The organism is Streptomyces sp. NPDC101110, assembly GCF_044759525.1.
Classification (GTDB): domain Bacteria; phylum Actinomycetota; class Actinomycetes; order Streptomycetales; family Streptomycetaceae; genus Streptomyces.
The window spans coordinates 442,669-465,601 of record NZ_JBIVZM010000006.1; the positions used below are offsets into that span (position 1 = coordinate 442,669).

At 65.6% G+C, this 22,933-nt stretch carries 13 protein-coding genes and 1 pseudogene; 6 read left to right on the top strand and 8 right to left on the bottom strand.

Annotated features, from left to right (window positions below; translation table 11 throughout):
- Positions 1-63 precede the first annotated feature (63 nt).
- Entirely contained in the window at positions 64-456 is a 393-nt protein-coding gene (locus ACIQU3_RS17300; RefSeq protein WP_403925975.1) for a hypothetical protein, read from the top strand.
- 117 nt (positions 457-573) lie between these two features.
- On the opposite strand, the gene ACIQU3_RS17305 is transcribed toward ACIQU3_RS17300, so the two are convergent.
- From ACIQU3_RS17305 to ACIQU3_RS17315, 3 genes are read right to left on the bottom strand one after another with little or no spacing between them, the layout of a single operon-like run.
- The gene (locus ACIQU3_RS17305) at positions 574-3,651 is read right to left on the bottom strand and encodes a type I restriction endonuclease subunit R (protein ID WP_403925978.1); all 3,078 of its coding nucleotides are present in this window, start codon (positions 3,649-3,651) and stop codon (positions 574-576) included.
- On the bottom strand, positions 3,651-4,940 hold the full coding sequence (locus ACIQU3_RS17310; protein ID WP_403925981.1) for a restriction endonuclease subunit S: 1,290 nt from the start codon (positions 4,938-4,940) through the stop codon (positions 3,651-3,653). Before ACIQU3_RS17310 ends, ACIQU3_RS17305 begins: the two co-directional genes overlap by 1 nt.
- The gene (locus ACIQU3_RS17315) at positions 4,933-6,483 is read right to left on the bottom strand and encodes an N-6 DNA methylase (protein ID WP_403925984.1); all 1,551 of its coding nucleotides are present in this window, start codon (positions 6,481-6,483) and stop codon (positions 4,933-4,935) included. The genes ACIQU3_RS17310 and ACIQU3_RS17315 overlap by 8 nt, the downstream gene beginning before the upstream one ends.
- A gap of 860 nt (positions 6,484-7,343) precedes the next feature.
- On the opposite strand from ACIQU3_RS17315, the gene ACIQU3_RS17320 reads away from it, so the two are divergent.
- From ACIQU3_RS17320 to ACIQU3_RS17340, 5 genes and pseudogenes are all read left to right on the top strand, one after another.
- Entirely contained in the window at positions 7,344-7,874 is a 531-nt protein-coding gene (locus ACIQU3_RS17320; protein WP_403925987.1) for a hypothetical protein, read from the top strand.
- Between the two features lie 147 nt (positions 7,875-8,021).
- On the top strand, positions 8,022-8,471 hold the full coding sequence (locus ACIQU3_RS17325; protein ID WP_403925990.1) for a hypothetical protein: 450 nt from the start codon (positions 8,022-8,024) through the stop codon (positions 8,469-8,471).
- On the top strand, positions 8,468-11,776 hold the full coding sequence (locus ACIQU3_RS17330; protein ID WP_403925992.1) for a hypothetical protein: 3,309 nt from the start codon (positions 8,468-8,470) through the stop codon (positions 11,774-11,776). The genes ACIQU3_RS17325 and ACIQU3_RS17330 overlap by 4 nt, the downstream gene beginning before the upstream one ends.
- Complete coding sequence (locus ACIQU3_RS17335) at positions 11,776-14,415, top strand: pPIWI_RE module domain-containing protein (protein WP_403925995.1); 2,640 nt, start codon at positions 11,776-11,778, stop codon at positions 14,413-14,415. The genes ACIQU3_RS17330 and ACIQU3_RS17335 overlap by 1 nt, the downstream gene beginning before the upstream one ends.
- A gap of 149 nt (positions 14,416-14,564) precedes the next feature.
- Positions 14,565-14,954 (top strand): annotated as a pseudogene (locus tag ACIQU3_RS17340) (hypothetical protein); the annotation flags it as partial.
- Between the two features lie 3 nt (positions 14,955-14,957).
- Here ACIQU3_RS17340 and ACIQU3_RS17345 read toward each other — a convergent pair.
- The 5 genes from ACIQU3_RS17345 to ACIQU3_RS17365 form a co-directional block, all read right to left on the bottom strand.
- Positions 14,958-15,413, bottom strand: a complete 456-nt coding sequence (locus ACIQU3_RS17345) for an NUDIX domain-containing protein (protein WP_403925998.1) — start codon at positions 15,411-15,413, stop codon at positions 14,958-14,960.
- A 195-nt stretch (positions 15,414-15,608) separates the two neighbouring features.
- A complete protein-coding gene (locus ACIQU3_RS17350) occupies positions 15,609-16,256 on the bottom strand; it encodes an HAD family hydrolase (RefSeq protein ID WP_403926001.1) in 648 nt (215 codons plus the stop codon).
- Positions 16,257-16,877: 621 nt separating this feature from the next.
- Positions 16,878-17,768 (bottom strand): DUF5655 domain-containing protein, encoded by an 891-nt coding sequence (locus tag ACIQU3_RS17355; RefSeq protein WP_403926003.1) that lies wholly within the window; start codon positions 17,766-17,768, stop codon positions 16,878-16,880.
- A 400-nt stretch (positions 17,769-18,168) separates the two neighbouring features.
- Positions 18,169-21,627 (bottom strand): DEAD/DEAH box helicase, encoded by a 3,459-nt coding sequence (locus tag ACIQU3_RS17360; protein ID WP_403926006.1) that lies wholly within the window; start codon positions 21,625-21,627, stop codon positions 18,169-18,171.
- Positions 21,566-22,282, bottom strand: coding sequence for a hypothetical protein (locus ACIQU3_RS17365; protein WP_403926009.1), 717 nt, complete (start codon positions 22,280-22,282; stop codon positions 21,566-21,568). Before ACIQU3_RS17365 ends, ACIQU3_RS17360 begins: the two co-directional genes overlap by 62 nt.
- Positions 22,283-22,933 lie beyond the last annotated feature (651 nt).

Genomic DNA, 22,933 nt, shown 5'->3' on the forward strand with positions numbered 1-22,933 from the left:
GCAAGCAGGACAACGATTGACCTCCTTCAACCCACCCGAAGATCAGTTACGGGACAAGCCTCAGTGGAACTGCTCGACACCGGCGCGATCGAGATCAGCCGCATCGCCCTCACGTCCGCCGACCCCACCGACCCGGCCGCCGTAGCCGCCCTGGGGCGCCGATGGAAGACGGACAGCCCACTGCATCGCGCAGCCGCTGCCGCCGTGCGCTATACGGAGGACTCCGGCATGTCCCCGCCGTCCGTATGGGTGCAGGGACAGCCACTCGACCACCGCCGCGACCAGTACGGCGCCGACGCCCTGTGGATCAACCTCGGCTGGTACCACTTCGACCAGCTCGTCTTCCGGCTTCGTGAGGGCGCACAAAGTCTGGAGGTCGTGCGCCCCACACGGACTCAGCCGCTTCACGCCCTCCACATCACCGTGCGCGACATCGCAGCCCTGGCCCCGTTGTAGCATCCCCGCCAGCCGGAACGACGACGAAAATTGGCGTCGCTCAGGGGACAGATCGGGGCCCGAGCAGCGCGACGAGGCCCGGCAACCGTCACAGGTTGCCGGGCCTCCACGCACTCGTCAGTCAACGAGGTAGTGGGCTTCAACGTAGGCGACCGTGGAGCCGTACGGTTCGCCCACCGGCTTCAACATGTACCGGCGGAATACAGCGGCCGTGGCGCGGCGGACGCCGCGGTTGCGGGCCTCAGCGTTGTCCCATGACTGGGCGAGGGTGCGCTTGACCACCTGGTCGATCTCCTCGGCCAGATTTTGCTCCGTGACGGTGAGGCCGGGCGGCGCGTGGTCGTGGATGATCCGCGACAGGACACCCACGTGGTCGTCGTCCAGCACGACGGCTTCGTCGGGGTGCTTCTCGGCGTTCACGATGGCACGGGCGACCCGGAGTGCTTCGGCCAGGAACTCCAGGGCGTCCTGGGCGTTCTGGATGATGCGGTCCCGTAGCTGCCTGATCCGCTCTGCCAGGGCGGTGTACTTCGCGGACCCAGGTTCGACGCCCTTCTCGAGGGCCGCCTTGATGTGGTCCAGGATCTCCGCCGCAGACGGCGGCCTCTTGTCCTCGCTGTCGTCCTTGTCGGGCTTGGGACGGACGAGGGCCAGCAGCTCCTTGAGGATCGTGATGCCCTGGGCATCCAGGACGAGGGCTTCTTCCTGGGAGGCGGCCACCGAGAAGGAGTGGACGTGGGCGTTGATTATCTCCAGGACCATCGGCCCCAGCTCGCCCAGTCGCTCCTTCCTTTCCTCGTCGGAAGACTTCTTGAACAGGGTCGTGTACGCAGACCCGAAGAGCCCGAACCCGTCCTGGTACTTGACGACCCGCTTGTCCGTGTTGATGAGTGGGTATAGGCGGGCCAGAAGCCGGTAGTTCTTGCTGAAGACCTCGGCGGCGTCAGGGTTGGCGTCCAGGAAGCCGTTGATGACGCGTACGGACTCGTATCCGTGGGCTGTGAGGTCGAGGCCGTCCACGTCTGCGAGGAGGTCTTCGATGCGGGCGAAGGTGGTGCGGAACTCGGCGACCAGGTCGGTCAGGTCGGTGACGAACCCGCCGCCCTTGCCGGCGGACCCCTCCGAGGTGGGGTCGACAACGGCACGCTGAACCTCTTCGGCCAGGCTGATGTAGTCCACGACCACGCCGGTGGTCTTCACGAATCCGGCCGGGGAGACCCATGTGCGGTTCGGGCGGGTGATTGTCTGGAACAGGTTGTGAGCCTTCAGCGGCTTGTCCAGGTAGAGGACGCCCTCGTTGGGGGCGTCGAACCCGGTCATCAGCTTGGCCGTCACGACCAGGAAGCACAGTGGGTCGTCGGGAGTGAGGAATCGCCGCTTCTGGTCCTCCTCGTCGACCTCGGAGAGCCGGTACGGCCGCATGGCCGCTTCCTCGGTCTTGGCGTCCGAGACGTGGATATTCACCTCTGCGGTGATCCGATCGTGCTTGCCGACCTCGGCGAGTACCTGCGCCGCTTCGTAGCCGGCCAGCAGCTCGTTGATCTTGTCCGTGTATGCCACGGCCAGCTCACGGTTGTAGGCCACGACCTGCGCCTTGAGGCCGTTGCGATAGGTGCCGGCCAGGTAGTGGTCCACGATGTCCTGGCAGACCGTGTGGATGCGTTCGGGGTTGGCGAACACCGAGGTGAGGCGCCCGAACTTGCGGGACAAGGTTTCACGGTCGGGGTTGTCGAGGTCGAATTCGTCGGCGAACTGGTCGAACTCCGCCTGGAGCGCCTGGTCGTTCATCTCGAAGGTGACCGGGTGCGGGTCCAGCATGACTGGAACGGTTGCCTCGTCCTGGAGAGACCGGGACACCGAATACCGGTGCAGCACCCTGTTCGGGTCGGTCTCCTCGCCGAAGAGGGCGAAGGTGTTGGTGGCGAGGTTCCTGATGGGTGTGCCGGTCATGCCGAAGAACTTCGCGTGCGGCAACGCTGCACGCATCTGCCCGGCCAGGGACTCTTCCTCGGATGACTGGGTGCGGTGTGCCTCATCGACCAGCACGATGATGTTGCGGCGGGTCGACAGGTTCTTGCCGGCGTCGGCGAATTTGTGGACAGTCGTGGAGATGACGCCGCGCACTTCGTCAGCCAGCAGGGAACGCAACTCCTTGCTGGTGGAGGGCTGGTGGAAGTAGGCGTCTCCCATCGCGGAGGTGAATACCCCAGAGGTTTGCCGCACGAGCTGGGTTCGGTCCGAGAGCAAGATGATCGTGGGCGACTCGGTTCGGGTGTCAGCCAGCAGCAGCGAAGCTGCGAACACCATCAGCAGCGTCTTCCCGCTGCCTTGGTGGTGCCAGACCAGACCTTTCTTGCCGTCGGCCAGGACCCGCCTGTGGATCAGATGGGCGGCCTCCATCTGCGGGTAGCGGGGCAGGTACTTCTTGTCCGCCCCGCCTCCAGAGGTATCGAACAGGGTGAAGTTGGCGAGCATGTCCAGGACCGTGGCCGGGTTGAGCAGCAGCTCTACAGAGCGCTGCACATCGGCCTGCCCGGACAGGTTCTCGTCGTCGTCAGTGGACCGGAACGGCTGCCACAGGTTCAGGGGCGCACCAGCGGCACCGAACCGCAGCTTCAGCCCATCGGAGGCAACAGCGAAGACATTGGGGGTGAAGAACCACGGATATTCGGTGGCGTACACGTCGTTGATCTCACGTGCGGCGTCGGCCCACCCTGACTTAGCGGTCGGTGACTTCACCTCTACGACAACGAGGGGCAGGCCATTGGCCCAGTACACGAGATCGAACCGGCGGGGGGTCTTGCCGGGGATGGTAATGGTCACCTCGTCAGACACGACCAGGGTGTTGGTGGTCGGGTGCTCGAAATCGATGACCTTTAAGGCGTGCCACACGCCATCGGAGCCCCGGAACTCCCTGTGCCCGCGCAGCAGTTCCAGCACCTGCTCGTTGGCTCGCACCAGCCCGCCTTCGACGGCGTTGACCGTGGCGATGATCTCCTCGACCACGGCGTCCACATCGAACCCGTCGATCACCTCAGGGTTGAGCCGAACGATGGCATCACGCAGCTCGCCGACGAGCACCGTCTGTGTCGTCTCGCGCGGCAGCGACCTGCCAGCTTTGAAGCCCCATCCCATCGGAAGGGACCACTGAATCATGGAGTTCTGGAACTCGCGCTCCCTTATGCCTTTTGCCATTAGGCGACCTCCAGGTCAGCAGCGCCGATGCTGATGGTCCCGTCCAGCAGGCCCGCCAGCAGAGCGGCGCGGACTTTGCGGAGCCTGTCCGCCTCTGCGTGAGACGCCCTTCCGAGTGAACGCACCGAAAGGACCGTCGAAGCAACCTTGCGCTGCTCAGCCAGTTCTGGCACTGGCACTTCGAGCGCAGTAATTTTCGTCTGGCTGATGTTCTTCATAGAAGCCGAACCAGAGGCGGCCATAACGATCTGCCTCCGCACCGCTGAAAGAGACATAGCGACAACCAGGAAATCCGGGTCAAGGCCACTAGCGGTGACCATGCGAAGCGTCTTGTCGCTCAGATATAGACCGCCTCTAACGTCAGAGGGAACACGGCAGACCGCGCCGACGCGGTTGATGGCGCCATTCGCACGTGTGACTAGCACATCTCCTGCCCGCACTTCCGCTGACTTTGGCATCTCTGTTTCCGAGGCGAGCGTCTTGGCCTCGTCCGCGATGAAGTGGAAAGCTGCGACCGCACTGACCTTGAGGACACCTTTCTCGTCTTCTTTAGGCGGTGTGTCAACCGCCTGCGGGCTACGACCGCCCTCGATGCGATCAAGGTAGTTCCCGATCCGGACGGGAGCATGATCGGCCAGCATCGACTCGGCAATTGCGCCAGCGGCTGTGTTGGCAGCACTTGCTTCACGATCGAGTGCTGCGATCTGGTCGTCGACCGCGTCGAGCATCTCTACGATCCGAGCTTGCACCTCACGGGGCGGGATCGGCAGTTGAATCTGCAAGAGTTGTTCTGGGTTGAGACGCTTGCGTCGTTGAACTGTCCCGCTCACCCGGTTCTTCATCTCTGCCCACAGCCGCGGTGAGCCACAGACGTGCCTCATCCAGTCGGGCATCAGTTCTGGGCTAAGTGTGAACGTCGGGAACTCGTTGCTGACGATGAATCCGTCGAACTCTGCAGGTACTACGGTGATTGGCCCTTCCCATGCGGTCAGTTTTCGCATCACGACCTGGTCAGCGCGCAGCACGTTCATTGCTGCGTACCCTGTATCTCCGCCATCGAGTTCGCCTTTAGCGACAACCCCTTTTCCTGCATTCAGAACCCCGGCTAGGCGGTAGGTAGTTGCAGGATTCATCGGTGTGCGCTGGATATCGAGGCGCATCACTTCCCCGAGCGGACGGAGCGGATAGCCGTCACGCATTGAATCCCTCGATACCTGCGGAGGAACGGCTGCCTTGCGGCTCACGGGAGTCTCCAGGTCTCCGAGGCCGATCTGCTGCCAGTCACTCATCGAAGCCCTCGATCCCGGCGGCAGAGAGGACCGCGAGCATGCGCTGCTCGGTCTTTTGGCGCTCGGCGCGGGCGATGTTATAGGCGTCGATCAGGGTACCGAGGTCCTCTTGCTCTGCAGCGGTCTGCTTGATGTAGCGGCCGATATTGAGGTCGTACCCATTCGCCACGATCTCTGCGGAGGGGACAAACCGCGCCGAGAAGCCAGCCGCTCCGTCGCTGTCGGAGCCCGAGTGGTAGGCGGTCACGATGTCGGTGATGTTTGCGTCAGTGAGGACGTTGCGGTTCTTGGCTTTGGTGAACCGTGTGGAGGCGTCGATGAACAGCACGCCGCCCTGCCGCTCCGGGGTCTTAGTGCCGGGGGCACGAAATACGAGAATGCAGGTCGGAATCGTCGTGCTGTAAAAGAGGTTCGCGGGTAGCCCGATCACGGCTTCCAGGAGGTCGGTGTCCAGGACGCGTTGGCGGATGGCTGCCTCCTGGCCGCCCCGGAAGAGGACGCCGTGCGGCAGGACGACGCCGGCCCGCCCCTTCTTTGGATCCATGCTGGCGATCATGTGCTGCACGAATGCCCAGTCGGCCGACGACTGTGGGGCGACCCCGCCGATGGCTCGGGGGTCGTTGGTCCAGGGCCGCCACTTCAGGCTGTAGGGCGGATTGGCGACAATCACGTCGAATTGTTTGACGGACCCGTCCGGCTTCTTGAAGCGCGGGTCCCTCAGAGTGTCGCCGACCTCGACCTTGAACTCGGTCAGGTTGTGCATGAAGAGGTTCATGCGGGCCACACCTGCGGTATCCGTTACCGCCTCTTGCCCGTTCAGGCTGAGTGTGTACCCCCGCCCGCCGTGGGACTTCAGGAGACTCGCGGCAGCAATGAGCATGCCACCCGACCCGCAGGTCGGGTCGTACACCGACTCGTGGTTCTTGGGGCCCAGCAGTTCGATGATCAGCTCGACGACCTCGCGCGGCGTGAAGAACTGGCCAGCGCGGGTACCGGACCCGTCCGAGAACCGCTTGAGCAGGTATTCGTACGCTCCACCGAGCACGTCGTGGGACATGTTGCCCTCGTGCATCTTGGGGACGCGGTTCATCGTCCGCATGACCGACGCCAGCACCTCCCCTGGAAGCACCGCTTCGGAGGTCCAGGTCATGGACCCGAAAATACGGGAGAACTTGTCAGGGTTGGCCGACTCGATGGCCTGGAGGGAAGCGCGAACCCGCTGGCCGAGGCCGTGCTGGGCGACGGTGGCGAGGATGGATGACCAAGAGGCGCGGCTCTCGGCGACCGTACCAGGGAAGATGAAGGGGATCTTGAACGTCTGGTAGTTGCTGTACTCGACCTCGTCGGCTTCCTCGGCTGAGAGGTCGAGGTCCTCGTTCTCCTTGAGGAAGGTCTGGTGGGTGTGCTCCCAGGTATCCGACAGATACTTCCAGAACATCAGAGGGAAGACGACCGAGGAGTACTGCGCCTCGGGCATCGCCACGCGCAGCTCGTCGGCGGCGTCCCACAACCGGTTCTCGATCTCCTGCTGGGTCACTGCCATCAGTCGGGGGTGTCCTTGCTCGTCAAAAGGTGGCGACCCGAAGGCCGTGAAATCCTGCTGGTCACCCTATTTAGGGCGGGCTCTGCATGTACACACCAGGCTTGGCCTGCCGGGTGAGCACACGCGAAGCGTCGCGCTCCCTGCGCGGGAGACTCACAGACGATATCCATCGGGACGCACCTTGCGGTGCCCTCGGGCATATGCGCGCGGGTAGCCGACGGCGCCCTGCACACCCCCTGTCGCCACTGCGAGGTTCGCCCGCCGGACCCCATCGCTCGAGAGTAGCCCGCACCAGACCTCCCAGGATGCAGCTCGATGGCTCACTGCTCGTGTCCGATCGGTGCAACCCAAGCGAGGTACCGGGCTCGCTCCGATGCCATTTTTCGGCTCGCGAGAGGCAGGGGCCGTCATATCTAAGCTCATGCGGGCGACTCCGGAGACATCGGCAACGGTGCTACGGCATATCCCACCACCCACCACTGACAGCGCGGGCCGCGCGCCTTCCCGGAGCCGAAGACAGAGCGGTTTTCAGAGATCCCCATCGAAGAATCCCGCAGGCCGTAGCACCGCCGTCCACAGTGCTGTCCGGCAGCGCCAGCCGACGATGATCGAAATCATGAGCAAGTCAATCGCATAGACATTCGAATTCTGAGAGGCGTTGTCAGTGCGGTCGGGTATACCGGTCGGCTATGAATGTTGCTCAGGAAGCGGCTGCGTCGGCCTCCGGGGGTACGCAGGCACCCTCGGTTGACGGCGACTTTCCAGATGACCACCGCCCCGCTGCTGCGGTCCCTGCATCGCGGGACGCCCGCCTCGGCGGAGAGAGAGACTCACGGACCGCTCAGGACGACTACCTGCTGGTGGAGCTGCTGTGTGCCGCGTTGGTGAAAATCCGCCTCGAACGGCAGCGGGCCGGCGTTCAAGCCCGCGGCACGGACGGGTCGGGGCCATTGCCGCGTGCCTGGCGTGATGCACGCGGCCGGTTGTGGTGGAAGGCGCAGTCACTGGGTTTGGAAGGCCCCAGCAACGACCTGGAGCTGTTCGACTGGTGCCGTCGCCCGCTGGGATCGTGGCCTGTACCGCTGTCGCTCACCGAGGGCGATCTCGAAGTGGTGCTGCTGGAGGGTGATGCCCTGTCTGAGTTCGCCGAGCAGGCGGCAGACCTGATCCAGCACGCTGACGTCGAGGCGGAGCTCGTTCAGAATCAGGTTTTTGCCGCCCTGATGCTGTGTGCCCGGATGAACGGTAAGGACGACGACGCTGTCCAGCGGGTCTACTGCCGGTTGCGGCGCCTGCTGATCGACCATCCGGTGCTCCCCGACCGCGAGGTCCAGGCGCTGGCGCGGGAACTCCCGGCAGCTGACTCCGACCATGACTCGTTCCTCGCGTAGTTCGTCCGCGTCGCCTACGTCCACCACCCGGTCCAGGCGCCGGGGAAAGTTCGCCTGCGGCGTTGTGCCGACTGCCGGAATCCGGTTGACGACGGGGCCGTTGGCTGTGGGGCTCCCGGCTGTACAGGGTTGCCAGAGCGGTACGAGGTGACGTGTCTGGGCGCGTATTGGGTCCAGCACCGGGCAACCCGCCAGTTCTTCCACGACCCGGGACTGCTGGAGGGACGGCTGCTGGACGCCCTGGGCGAACTCGCCGACGGCACCCTGCACGTCGAGGACTGGCCATGCCTGGACGCGTGGGATATGGCGTTGACGTTCAAGGCCCAGGAACCGGGTGCAGAGGCGGAGCGCTGGGTCGTCGATGCCAAGGACTGCTCAAGCCCGGCCCTACTCGCCCGGGGCTTTCGCTGCGATCCACGCGTGCTGGCGCGGCGACGCATCATCGTCATCCCCATGCACCGCCTCAGAACTCCCGGCTACCGCACCGACCTTGAGCGCGAACTGCAGGGCCGCGTTTCCGGCGTCGAAGTCCTCGACGAGGAGACGTTCCTGCGACAGGCCACCGTCCGTGCGCGCCAGGCAGGAGGAACGCGATGAGGGACACCCGCGCCTGGAGCAAGCAACTGGTGAAAGAACTGGCGGACGACAGCGTGCGCCCCCTGCTCGGCCCCCTCAGGCCCTGGGAGATCTGCGCGTTGGAGGTGGGCTTGTCGTTCCTGGACGACCATCTGCCCGGCCAGGGCGTTGGCGCGCTGTGGCCGGTCCTGTCTGGATACATGCGTCTGGAAGAGGACCTGGGTCCGCAGCTGCGGACCCTGCGGGAGGTGATGGGCCCGCTTGCCAAGACCGGGACCATGCGGGAGAAGCTCGATCAGTACGTGAAACTGCCGGTACAGGTGCGAGGCTTCGAACCCTGCGACATGCGCGGCCACAAGCCGGAGTTGTCGACCGTGTTCACCCGCCGGTCCACCCCGTACGCCGCGGCCCGTCATGACCTCTACCGTCAGACGCTGCAGAAAATCGCCCCCTACCAGACAGCGTCCCCGTACCGGCCGGTGCCGCCGGGTTCGGTGTGTTCCTTCGAGCGGGCCGACGGCAGGCGGGAACAGATCCGCGTCCCCGAGACTCTCATCCCGGTGCCTGCACCCGCGGTGCTGTCCGCAGCAACCTCCCGAGTGCAGGAGCCCATTCCGCTTACGCGGGATGACTTCCAGTGGGCTGCCGAACAGATCGACAAACTCCTGGAAGCCCATCCGGAGATCGAAAACCGGAACTTCGTCAAACGGTTCGAGCAGATGGAAGCCCTGCTGGCCGACCACGCCGAGGGTCATCTCCTCGATCAGCAGTGGCGGATGACCATTGACCGCCTGTGGCACGTGGTCGGCCTGATGAACAGCGGCAAGTCCACCCTGCTGGACCTGATCGCCTTCATCGTCGCCCGCCGCGGCGGCAAGGTCGGGTTCGTCCTCGCCTCCGGCAGCGACGTGTTCGCCAAAGTCAGCTTCCTGCAGGCCCTGGGCATCGATGCCGTGCCCATCTTCGGACGCACCCGGGAAGGCATCCACAAGGACCGTTACTGGCGCTCGCTCCTCCACGACGGCGAGACGACCTTCCCCAAGGGTCTGGACCCTGCCGCGGCGTTCGCTGACGACCAGTGCTACCTGGAGGAGCTGCGGCTGACCAGCAGGACCGACCGAGCCCCGCTACCCCGCGAGGAGCGGCCCTGTACAGGCCGGCTCACCATCGCCGGCGCGAGCGGGCGTCGAGACTGCCCGCTTCTGTCCCAGTGCCCTTCGCATGCGGCGGCACGCAAGGTTGCCGAAGCACAGGTATGGGTAACGACCTCGGCGGGCCTGGCCTCGACGAGGATGCCTCAGTCCCATATCGAGGTCCGCGTCGCCGAAGCGGCGCAGCACCACCTGTCCGTCCTGCTTGTCGACGAAGCCGACACCGTGCAGCAGCAATTCGACGACCGGTTCCTGCTGCACGAAATCCTTTCCCAGCCCGGCAGGGGCTGGAGTCACCGGGTAGGCGACCGCATCGGGCAGCGGCTGGAGCACTCCTGGTTCCTCGATCTGCTCGACCCGGAGGTGACGGCTGGCGACAAACATTTCCGTCGGCACGATCAGGCACTGACCGAGCTGTACCGACTGGTCATCGCCTCTGGTGCGGACGCACTGCGCGACGTCATCGTCGAGGGACCGTTCACCGGCTACAGCCTCCTGCGACGCTTGGCCCGCAGCCTTCACGGCCTCGGTGAACGGACCGACTTCACGAACAAGGCAGAACAGGAAGAAGCCGCCGACCACTACTTCGAAGAGCACTTCGCCTCGCTGCTCTCCGCCCCGTTCCAGGCTCCTGCGGCGAACTGGGCCGAGCTGATCGAGGCGATGACAGCAGCCCACGACACTCATGTGTCGGCCCAGGAGGCCGCAGATGCATGGATCACGACGCACCAGCCCGCCATCGACGAGGCGAAGGTCCGAGGCACGCTGGCGGAGTACGCACAACTGCTGCAGGCCGGGGTGTGGGCCGCGCGAATCACGACCTCCTTCTTCGAAGTTGCCCAACGGCTGCACGCCATCAGCTCCTCCCCGATCGGCGACGGGGAGGACTTCTGGAGCCGGCAGCCGCCACGTGACCTGATGCCGTTCGTGCCCGAACAGGCTGCCGGGAATCTGATGGCGCTTCAGTGGCAGCCCAACCCCGGTGGTGACAGCGGATCGTTCAGCATCCTGTGGCTGCGCGGGGTCGGCCGCTGGCTGCTCTACCACCTCCATGATCTCCTGACAGCCGAGGGCATCGAGGGACCGCATGTCGTCCTGGCCTCCGCCACCAGCTGGATGCCCGCCTCGCCCCGTTTCCACCTGGACATCGCCCCGAACCTGGTACTACGGGAGCCGGCAAAGGCCAGGGCGGCACTGAAGGAAAGCAAGATGTCCTTCCGGCCGCCGCGCTACCCCGACGGCCGCCCCGTCTTCACGTCGGGCACCGGCGGCGACCCCACTCGACATGCCCACGCGCTGTGCACGGCCGCCGACTGGATCTGCAACCCCGCCCCCGGGGCGCGCGAGTCCCTGCTCCAGCAGGCCGGTCTGCGGCTGGCCGACGACCGTCAGCAGGTCCTGTTCACCGTGCAGAGCACCCGCGATGCCCAGACGGTCGCCGACTACATCAACCACAAGACCCCCTACACGGCCCTGCACGTCATCCGCGACGACGACCCGCCCACCCGGCACAGCATCCCGAGACGCCGCCTGCCCACCTTTGCCACATCCGGCGCCGACATCCTGGTTGCTGCCGAAGGCGCGGTCCAACGCGGCCACAACATCCTCAACACACGCCGCGTCGCAGCCCTCGGCGCGGTGTTCTACCTGGCCCGCATCCACCCACCCGCCGACGATGCCACCTTCCCGCTGTCCCTGCTCAGCCGCGAGGCAATGCGCCGCCTCCGCGACCCGATCGAGCTGGCCGACCCCTTGGTCGATCCCGTCGACCTCGCTCGTAAACTCCGCCACGGCGAACGCCGCCGCTGGCAGCAGCGGGTCGGAGAGTCGGTGCTCTTCTCCCGCCTGACCGACCCGGTCGAACACGCGGCGTTCGTCGGCAACTTCCTCGTCCCGCTCCACCAGACAATCGGCCGCGGCATCCGCGGCAACGAACCGGTGCTGGTGTACCTCTGCGACGCCGCCTTCGCGCCCCGCACCGCCACGCTCGACGAAACCGCTGCCGACACCCCCCGCACGAGCGTGATCGTCGCCGCCCAGCAACTCCTGCACGGCTGGCTCACCGATCCAGGCCCAACCGCCACCGCGGCACAGCGCCTCGACCATGAACTCGCCCACGCCTGCTGGGGCCTGGCCTCCCATCTCCTCGACAACATCGACTGGGGTCACCGCTGATGCCCGCCTACCGCGCCACCCAAGCCACCGCGCTCACCTTCGCTACCGGCGCCAGCTGGCCCGTCACCGGCTACCGCGCGACCTGCCCACCCGGGATGCTCAGCCTTCTGCAGGCCGCCTGGGAGGCCCGCCCCAGCCGCCGAAGGCGCAACGGGCCCGACAACCTGCCCACCAAGTCGCTGAGGGACTTGATCACCCTCATCGACCCGGAGATCACCTCCGTGCAATGGAACCCGCGTCATCCGGCGTGGCTGCGCGCGCGTACCGAGATCGACCCGGACCTACTGCTGATCGCGCTGTCGGCATGGGCCTCCACGCACGTGGCGCCCCAGGTGCCGGACACCGACTGGTACGGCCGTCTCGAAGGCGCTGGCCAGTTCGAATGGATCCCCGAAGACCTCGACCTTGCCCAGCACGGCCTCCACGCCAACGGCACCGCCAACCCTCCAGCGCACGTCTTCGACCTCCTGCCCAGCCTCGCCGCCGAACATCTCACCACCACCGACCTGCAGCTCCTGGGCCACCGCCGTGACCTCCGGCTCGGCCCTACCCAAGCCGAGGGCCGCCGCACCCTGCATCTCGGCCAACCGGAGCCCCTCATCGATGAAGAGGGCGCGGCGGGAGCCAGCGTGGACGTCCTCACCTTCCACCTGGAAACCGTCCCGGGCGTCCCCGAAGTCCACCTCCACATCGACCTGGGTATGACCCGCTTCGCGACGAACGCGCTCGACTACATCCCCCGCCGCGGAAACGGCGACCCCACCGCCAGCGTCCTGCTCTCCGCTAAAGAGGGATTCATCCACCGCCGCGAACGTCCCATGCTCCTGCAGAGCTCCGTCACCATCCGCCGACGCGGACAGGACAGCTCCTGGGCCTGGCAGCCGGGCGTCACCAGCATCCTCGCCCGCCTCACCCACCACGAGCCACCCAGCCTCGACGAACTGCGCGCCGCCCCTGGAACCGCGGCGGGTCAGCCCTTCGCCGCGCACCTCGTCCACAGCACCGGAATGACCTACCGCCATCCAAACCAGGACGGCGCCCCGCCGGCTCGTGCTACCCACGACCACCCCGTCGGCCACGGCTACCAGCCCCGCGACCACATGGAGGCCCTCGCTCAGGTCGCCCGACAGCTGGAGGACAAGGGGCTGGTCCCCCTGACGCCCAGCCCCAAGGCACGGACCCGGTCGAAGACACGCCTGCCGATGCAGCTGCCCGACTCCCCCACGTACGAACTCGAAGTCTGGGCCTCCTCCGACCGCACCTGGCAAGGTCTACAGACAGCCGCCGCCGACAAACTCGGACTGACTCCCGCCACCTCAACAATGGCGTGCGCCAGCTTCACCGGACCGATCAACCTCACCCTGCACCGCCACGACCCGCAAGACCTGACCGCCGGCCTGCCACGCTCCACCGAGTCGGACCCGGCAGCCCGCCGGGCTGCCTACGAAGCCAGCGAGGCCGAACGCACCACGCGAATCACCCGTGCATTCCCCCGCCTTGCCCACCCCATCGCCTGCATCGTGGAGATGGAAGGCGCGGCCTACTTCTCCCGCACACACCAGCGCGACCCCAAGACCCTCTTCAAGAAGGTCCTCCCGAGCCTGCGCCGCAACGTCCAGGGCCTGCGCCCCATCCCGCCGGCCAACCCCAATCCCAGCAAAGCAGCCCTCGCCAAGCGTTTCCCCAGCACCGACTTCGCGACCACCGACATCGAGCGCGCCGCTTCCGCCCTCCGGGACGCCCTCCGCCAGGCCGGTCACCTGCCCAAACTCACTGCCCCACCCGGCGTCGAAGGCCCCTTCGAGCTGATCACCGTATGGCTCGCGCCCGCCGGCGAGCGGATGCTCGTGCCCATGCTGATCCGTCAGCACACCCATGAGGAGTCCACGGCACAGCTCATGACGACGGGCAGCCCCACCGAGCGCCCCATGCCGCTGACCGCCCTGCCGGAAGCCCTCGTGGCCGGCCGCGGACGCGTACCCCGTACCGCTCGCGCGGCCCTCGCCGAATTCCTCACCAATGCTCTGTCGCTCGACTCCACCGTCAACCGCCTGTTGCTCGTACGCCGCGCCCGGACGAGTGACAAGGACATCTGGCCCTGGCTACAGGACAGCCGCATCACCTTCGACCAGCTCGTGCTGCCGGGCATCGACATCACGGCCCCTAACGCGGACCCAGACCGCCGCAAGCCCGGCGACCAACCGGGCCTGCGCATCATCCGGCTACGCGAGCGCAGCGATCGCTCTGCAGTGCCCAGGGCTTTCGGTGTCACCCAGGAAATGGTCAGAGCCGACGACGACACCGATGAACTGATCCCCGTCACCCGGCACGGACGATTCTCCGGCCTCGTTGAAGTCGGGGAACGCGCCTTCTGGGGCATCAACCCGCGCCCCGATCAGAACCAGACCCCTCTCACGCTCACCAAGTTCGACCCGGCCCAGACCGGCAACCGAACGTGGACCTGCTCCAACCCCACCTCCCTGGAGATCGTGCCCGCCTTCCTCCAGGACGGCGACAACCCCGCCGACTGGGCCATGTACGTCCAAGCCCAACGACGCCTCCACGCCCACACCAACATCGCCACCACCTGGCCAGCCATCGTCCACCTCGCCGAACTGATGGAGGAATACCTCATTTGATCGGCCAGCCCCACGCCACTGCTGACTCGTCAGGTCACACGCGCTAACCGGATGGGTCGGAGGCCATCCGGCCTCGCGTCGTCGCACCCAGGCAGATTCCGCCGCACGCCGCCCATGCAGGGATGGCGGATTCTTCGGAGGGCCGTTGTCGTCATGTCTTTCCCGAGGTGACCGACACCACGGTGGAGGAGTGGCTGCCGGCCCACGCCGACCTGACGTGGGCGAACGTGACCGGCCCGGAGTTCTGCATGATCGACTGGGAAGACTGGGGCATGGCACCACGAGGGCTGGACGCGGCAACGCTATGGGGCCACTCCCTCGCCGTCCCGGCCTTGGCGGAACGTGTGTGGAGCGAGCGTCGGCCGGACCTGGAGAGCAGGTCCGGCCGGCTGATGGCACTGTTCATGTGCGCGAAGATCGCAGGGCCACACGCGCACCCCAAGGATCCCCGTCTGGAGCCGGCCAGGAAAGAAGCCGCGCGGCTCCTTTCTGAGCTTCACGACTTCGGACGACGGCTCTCGGGCAGCTGCCCGGACTGACCGTCATCCGGCCTCTGCCCAGCCGTCGAATGAAAGGATCGGGCCGCCGTCCAGGTACCGCTTGACGGCGACCAGGGTGGTGTGTGTGAACGGTTGCGACAGGTCGTCCGGGGGCACCCAGGCGATGGTGTCGTGCTTGTGCGGCTCCGCGTTGTGGGGAGTACCGCTCCACCGGTCGGTGTGGAAGACCAGGGCCATGAACATCCCTGGGACCTCCGCTCCCCAGGAACCGTGGACGACGTGGACCAGGCGTAGGTCTGCCTCGGCGGCCACGACGCCCGTCTCCTCCTTCAGTTCCCGTACCGCGGTCGCGGTGATCGGTTCACGGGGCTCGCCCTTGCCGCTGGGGACGTCCCACTCGCCAGGCGCGAAATCCAAGTGCGCGCTCCGCCGAAGGATGAGGAGTCTGCCGCTGTCCGGATCCGTGACGAGAACAGCGGCGATGAGCCGCGTCGTCATCGGTTCGCTCTTCCACCGGGCTGCTGGCTGATTCGACTCAGTCAAATCGCCTTCCTCCAAACGATCTCGAGCTGTGGGCGCAATACACCCAGCACATGGGATCGGTCAGTCTGCCGCAGCAGCCGTTTGGGCCGCCTCGATCTTTTTTCGCGCTCGGGGCTTGTTGAGACCCCTGGGTCGGACCCGTGGCGTCTATCACGTCGTGCTGATAACGAAGTTGATCGCGGAGGAGACATCGCCGGCAACATGAGTGGGTCGGTAGGCGTCCTGGAGCCACCGCCGCCCACCCGACACCCACACGCTTCGAAGACCGAGCGCGTTCGCGCCCGCGATGTCGGCGTGCGGTGAATCACCGATGATCCAGGCGCCAGTGAGGGGAGCTCCGACGGCTTCCGCCGCCGCTTGGAAGATCTCCGGGCCCGGCTTCTTGTGACCGACGTGTTCGGAGATCACCCAGCCCTGGACGAGCCGGTCAAGCCCCGTATTACGGATCTTCGCTTCCTGCTGCACGGTCCGGCCATTGGTGACGATCACGCAGTCCCAGCCGCGGGACAGCGCCTTGGCGAGCGCCTCGCGGGTGGTCTCGGCCAGTACGACGCGATCAGCCGCGCCACGGTCAAGAAGAGTCCGGATAGCACTCTCAGGAAGCGCCGTGCCATAGCGGTCCGTCATGGCCTCGGCGACAGCGGGTTTGGGTGTGTAGCCGCTCGCGTCGAGGGTCATCAGCCAGTCGATGTCGGTTTCAGGCAGTGCATTCTCCGCCAGGAGAGCGGTCGCCGCGGCCCGGAAGGCGGCGTCGCGGTCTACCAATGTGTTGTCGAGATCCAGCATCAGCAGCTGCATGAGCGGCAGTAGACCACGAGCCATAGCCTCCGGGCAGGTGGGTTTCCCGGCCGCGAACCGCGTGATCTCAAGATGAACCCAACGTAGGCGGTCGCGCCCGGACTGGCCTTCGAACCGGACCGACGTCAGTGCGAGAGCCGGGCATCCACGAGTAGGCGCACACGATGAGCACTCCGTCCCGGAACTCACTCGACAAGTTCGGCCGGGGCCTGCCTCCGGGCACTTGGCCCTGCCCCGGCACATCGGCTGGGGCCCGCACGACGAGTACGGCCTAGCCGGCGCACCGTCGACTGACCCGCATCGGTCGGCGCGGCCGGTGGCGGCATCGGTCCCCTCCGGTCCCCGATGGCTCCGGGAGGGTGCGGACTGGCATCGCAGGCCGCCCGACACCCGAAGCACCGCTGACGATTGCGGCGAGCTGATGACGGCTCGGGCAGGTGAACGCAGCCTGCTTCGAAGCGGGGCAACATAGCGCGGGATCGCCGGTTGGCCAAACCGGCGATCCCGCGCATCATTGGTGGTCCACCGCCACTACCTGCCCGTACGTCGGAAGGCACGACCACCTCAACATCCACAGCAGCCCAGCCCCGTACGCCCTCACGCCGCATACACACCGGACGGCTACGCCGCCGCGTAGCTGGCGCGGAAGAGGTCTACGGCCCGCTCCATGTCCCGCTCGGAGCGCAACTGCACCTCCAGGTCGCCCGTGCCGTGGTGGCCCAGCCCCGTCACATCCCGAGTGAAGCCAGGCATGAGGTCGACCTCCTTCGGGTCGGCCTTGAGATAGACGAGGAGCTTGGTCTTCTGCGGCGGGCAAACGCAGGCGAAGTTCCGCAGGCGCTGATAGGCCCGGTACTGCTTGCGCTGCACCCGGCTGACGCCGTCCCCGAGGCCGAGCAGCACCTCATCAACCGCCTCCACCAGCTCCGCCAGCGCACCGCCCTGCTCTCGGGCGGGCGGCAGCCCGGCCGCGCTCCGGCGAACCCGCCGCGCGGCCGGCGTCCGCCCGGTGACGGATGCCACGGTCTCAAGTCCAATCAGGTCCTTGCCGAAGAACCGGTAGCGGACCAGGTCGATGCTGTGCCTGTGCTCGTGTACGGCGTGCCCGTCGTAGCGGGTGAAATCGCCGGCGACACAGATCAGCCTGGGTGCGCTCCACAGCACCTGGGACGCGGCCGATACCCCGAGCCGGTCGCGGACCAGGTTCCGGAAGGCGTCCTTGTGCGCCATCAGCCACGCCATGTAATACAGACCCTGATTGATCACGCTGGCCGAGGTGCCGCGCTTGAACTCCACGACCACCGGCGCCCCGTTCTCATCGAGCCCCAGCGAATCGATTCGTCCGCCGTCAGCACAGTCGATGACGTACTCACTCGCCAGGAACCGCACCCCCAGCATCGTCTCCATGTGCGCCTCGACGAGGCCCTGCACATCCGCCTCGACCTCGGCAAGACGCGGCGCGACCTCCGTCACGCCGCCATTCGTCGTGTGGAACAGCTTCAGGCCCGACACCTTCCCCTCCTCGGCTCGAAGATCGAGAACGCAGGAGAGGGGTAGATCTATTTCCGCGCGGGCGCACCGAACAGGTGAGGAGATGTGAGACGGTGACCACTTGGCGCAGCCGGGAACCCCTGCATCCCATCCGTCCCAGAGGTGCCCCTCGTCCCACATACGTCCCACAAAAACCCTGACAGCGTGTCAGTGAGGAAGAAAGCGGCAGGTCAAAGCACCTGCCGACGAGATGCGCCAGGCGCCTTCTAAGCACCTGCTTCACTATCCTGTGCGTGGCAGCGTTGCGTATACCAGCTGTGTTATTGGCTGTAGGTGAAGCTCACGGTCGGCATCACATCGACGTCCCCAGGCCCTGCCTCGTGCGCGTTGAGGCGGAAGGGTCCGCGGTGCACCTCTGGCGTTACTTCATCTCGCGGACACGGGACATGGCACGGAAGAGATCTCGCTCTCGATCTCCCTGCATGGCCTCCAGTACCCACTCTGGTGTTTGTGCGAGGTGGCGTGCCGCAAGCCGAAGCAGGTCTTCGTCGTTCATCCAGTCCGCCGAGGGGGTGAGGGGCATGCGTCGCTCTAGCATGTGGGCGACCACCCGAGGCCGGACTCCAGCTCTCATCCATGCGATGACACCCGGATTGCCGGCGCCCCATCTGACAGCGAACGGCAGCAGGCTGAGCGCTCTGGAGCACGCCTCTGGCAGCTCCCAGCGACCGGGTTGTAGTTCGGTTTCGCACGCTGTAGTGACGATCGCCCCCATAGCGCCTGCCAGCACACTCAGCCTGAACCCGAAACTTCGGTCGGTAAGACCAATGATTTTCGGAAGGGGCATGCCTTGCCCGCGGCCGCCAGTCCTTTCGGCATGCGGTCCGAGGGCGTGGCCTGCTACGGACAGCAGGTCTTCCCCTTGGAGCCAGGCGATCAGGGTGGCTGCCAGAGCCCGGTGTCCCTCGGCCGCTTCGTCCGGATCGGAAGACCAAAGCGCTTCGATGGCGGTGGACCGGTAGTCGTTGGTCAGCGGAAGTAGGCTCTCCACCATCTCTGGTGGAGCTGACGCGAGAGCGTCCACGAGAAGGTAGGCCCAGTCCTCTACCGTGTGAGGTGCTTCGTACATGTCCAGCTCAGCAAGGAGCCAGCGGTAGAGGTACGAGGTTTCCGGGAGTCCGAGTCCCGCCCGGTGGGCTGCCAGGCTGACCCAGTCCGGTACTTGTTCCTGGACGAGGAAAGCTGAGCCGGTGGCTTCCAGGGCTTCGGCGATTGCTTCGCCCTGGCTTGCGGCTCCAGCCCTGTGCACCGCCCAGGTCCGTCGCACCACGCCGGGTGCGTCGCCACTGCCTGCGGCGAAGGAGAGGAACGAGAAAGCGGACTGTTCTTCGCCCTCCAAGGTGGCGACCTCCAGGCTTTCGCCGAGGGCTTTTTCGATGAGACCGTCGAGTCTGCTGCTGATGTCGTTAGCGGCGTCTTCCTGGGTCAGGAAGGACGCCCCGGCCGTGATGGCCACCCTCTTGCCGCTGGCGCCGTTTGTCACTTGGGTGGCTCTTCCGGGCACAACCACAGCGATCGACCGGGCAGATGTGTAGGCGCGCCCGGCTCTTCCGATGGCGTTCAGGAGTTGGGTGCGTGAACGCCGCTCGCGCTCGGCAGGTGAGGCATCCTGGTCGAAGCCGACCTTCGTCCCACCGATGACCACCGCAGTGGCCGGCAGGTTCAGGCCCTGCGATAACGTGCCGGTTGCGAACAGCACTCGTATCCGGTCCCGGTCGAAGGATATTTCGCTGGCACGTTGTTCTTCGCGTAGGAGGGCGCCGGTGTGCACGCCCACGCCTTTCTCCAGGGTGGCCCTCAGCTCCGATTCAATGCCGAGCTCGGCATCTGCCAGGGTGAGCAGTGCCTCGATGTCCTTGTCATGGTTGGCTGGCGCCCAGTCCTCGGATCCAGGCAACTTGACCGCCTGAGTGAAGCTGTGGTGTCGGTTCTGAGGAAGAAAGGCCAGGACGCGGTGGCCCTTCTCAGCCATGGCTGTGACGATGGCCGCAGTCATCGGGAGGCATACGCCTGTTGAAGATGGCCCATCTGTGCGGTGGAGCTCTCTAGGAGAGAGCACAGGAGTCCGAGCCACCCAGTAGTCCTTTGGATGGTTGGTTGCCCAGGCCCCTTGAAGTCCGACCAGCAACGATATGGGGGCATCATAGAAGAGCTTCTTCCGGCTTGCCGGAAGGGCGGCCAGTTGGTCCCTGGCGAGAGCCTGAGCGGCCTCCTCTCCAGCCTGGTCGAAACCCGCGATAGCTCGCAGCGTCCTCGTGGGACGCCACGGGTGGCTGATGGGTACGGCTGCTACGCCGGTCACTGTGGTGAGCCAGTCCGCGAGTTCGTCTGCGTTGGCAACCAGTGCCGACATTAACAGCGCTCTCACGTGAGGCGCGCGATGGAGTACTTCGGCTATGACGAGCTCCGTGAGCGCGCCACGCCCGTTCGGCTCCTCGATGAGGTGTGCTTCGTCGAGGATGCACAATTGGAGATCTTCGAAGGCGTCAGGGTTCTGCCTCAGGGCCAGCGAGCACTTCTCGGGTGTCATCACCAGAACCTGGCATGAACCGATGACGGCGAGGTCCTCGCTCTCGAGTAGGGCGTACTCGGCGCCGCCGAGGAACCCTCGCACCTGTACGCCAGGCAGGGACTCGAAGACCGACGACAACCGTCGCACCAGCTGACCCACCAGCGCGTTCGTGGGTGCGAGGTAGAGCACCCAACCGCGGTGGAGCGTCTGCGCGATGGCGAGTTCCGCGACCGCCGACTTGCCTGCCCCGGTGGGCACGCAGACGACGGCATGAGCGTGGGGCCCCGGGAGCGCCTGCTCGGAGTAGATCCTGGCGGAGGGCCACAGCAAGGGCCGTGATTTCGCTTGCTCCTGCACGTAGCTCGCGTAGCGCCCGTCCTCGTCGGGCGGAGTCGGGACAGCACGCAGTGCTCGTGTCTCGTCTTCCTCAAATGCTTTTGCGAGCAGAACGGCGATGTGGTGGATGTCGGGGTGGATTACTTGGCCTCCCCAGCCATCCGGGTCGGGGTGCAACAGCGAGATCAACGTGCGGATCTCTTCAACCGCGGTCCGTACGGCACCTGCCTGATGGGTGAGCCACTGCGTGTGACGGCGTGCCGCCTGGCCCATCTTCCGCCAGAGTGCATGCCGGACACGGACGTCCAGGTGCTCACTGCGGCTAGGCACTGGTGGAGCATCGGAAAGATCGGGATTCGCCTGAGCCACCAGCAACTCGCGGAAGGTTCCCATAGCCCACTCGGACGCCGGGGACTCAGCATCTCTCGGCGTGTCGAGCTCACCGATCTCGTCCCCGCATCGCGCTGCATTCGCATCGTAACCAGCGATGCGATACAGCAGCCCAGCTTCCAAGTGCTCGTACCTTCGGGCCGATCCGAGCGGAGAGGCGGAGTTCAAGGAGACATCTGGATCCGGTTGCTCGTTGCATATCGACAGAGCCTCCGCAGCTACAAAAGCACATGCCTGGACCGTGACCGCCGCCAGTCCGGGCACCAAGACGGCATGCACTTCCAATGCGGTGGCCAGTCTGCGCAGCGCAGCTCTAGGGGACGTCCAGTCTGCCGTGATGAATGGCGAGTCGGTCACCCCCAAGCGCCCCCTGCTTCCCGCGCTCGGCGTCGGCGCCAGATCCCGCCACTCCATGATGTCCACCCAGGCACGGGTCAGCATGCGCCTGATGTCGCTTCCATCGAACTCGCCGATTCGCGGAAGCTCTTGAAGCAGTTCGTCTATCCCGCGATTGAACACGTCACACCACAATCTCCGCCACAGCTTCCCGCATGGCATCAGCGACAAAATCAAAGAATCCATGAAAGTTTTGCAGACGGATTATCAAAAGCCGCTTGTGGTCGCGCGGAGGAGTCAATTCCTTCAGAGTGACACGGTCCCTCCTTGCGTCGAAGGAAGTTTCATGCACGATAGACGGAACGTAACACCGTTGCTTCAAAACGGAATTGGCCACTTGTCCGGCGAGGTCGGGCGAGAGGTATCCTTCCAGCGCCATGAGCTCCTGCCTCAAGTGACGCAGATGATCTCCCGAATCAAGGCTCTTGAATATCTTCGCTGCTTGCGTCAACTGCCCGCTGCCATCGAGACGGGATGCCTTGCTCTCCCCTATCGCTAGAGACAGCACATCCCCGTGCACGTAAAGGGCCACGGCGTCGAAACCCTGCTGGGTCGGAATGGGATGCATCTGACGCAGCGCGTGAATACGTCCGCCAAGAAGCTCTCCGGGATCTCGGTTCTGCAAGACCAGAAGCACATGGAGCAGGCCCTCAGCGAGCCATGCGTTCCTTTTCGTGTCGCGGAAGAGGATCTCGCCGTCAGTGACGAATGAGTTGTTTGCCCCGATCAGTTCAACTACGTCGCCCGCAAGCTGTTCCCGATCGTCCGCCCCTCCTACGAGAAGAGCGGCTGCAAGACTGACGTTGCATCTCACCGCGCCGAGGAGCAGGCCCACCAGCACCCTGCCGAGACTCCTCGCAACTTCCGGCGACTCGACCCCAGACACGACCAGCGCCGTATGGGACGACGGCCCGGGCAACGCCCTCAACCTCACGGATGCCGCTATTTCATCCAACGCCGCCTCAACCAACCGAAGAGACAAGCCCACCCCCGACTGTATGCCGCCCACAGCCATACCATACGTCCACAGCAGTAAGGCTCTCCGCTGTCGTTACCTAATTGATCGAGGAGAGATGGCCTGGGCCCTCACGCGTCGCGGTGTGGCCGAGCGGTCGATGTACACGGGGACCTGGCCGACGAAAGTCACCCAGCGGTTCCCGGATTCGTCCCAATAGGACACGGTCCGGCGGGACCACGGGGACGGTGCGGCGTTCGCCCGGCCGCAGGGTGACCTTGGCAAAGCCGGCGAGGGTTTGCGCCGAGTGTGGGAGGCCGCCGAAACAGGACGGACTGCCGAACCGCCTCAACGCCGCGGGGCGTGCCGCGGCTGTTGCTCTCCTTTCCGAGGCTCAACCGAGCGCCGCTCCGCAGGCCGCAGCCGGTCAGCGAGGATGCGCCCGCTGTCGTGGCCCAAGGTCACGATCCTGACTGGTCTCACCCATGCCGTGACAGCATCTCCGACGAAGGCACCGAAGGATGTTCGCTACCTCCG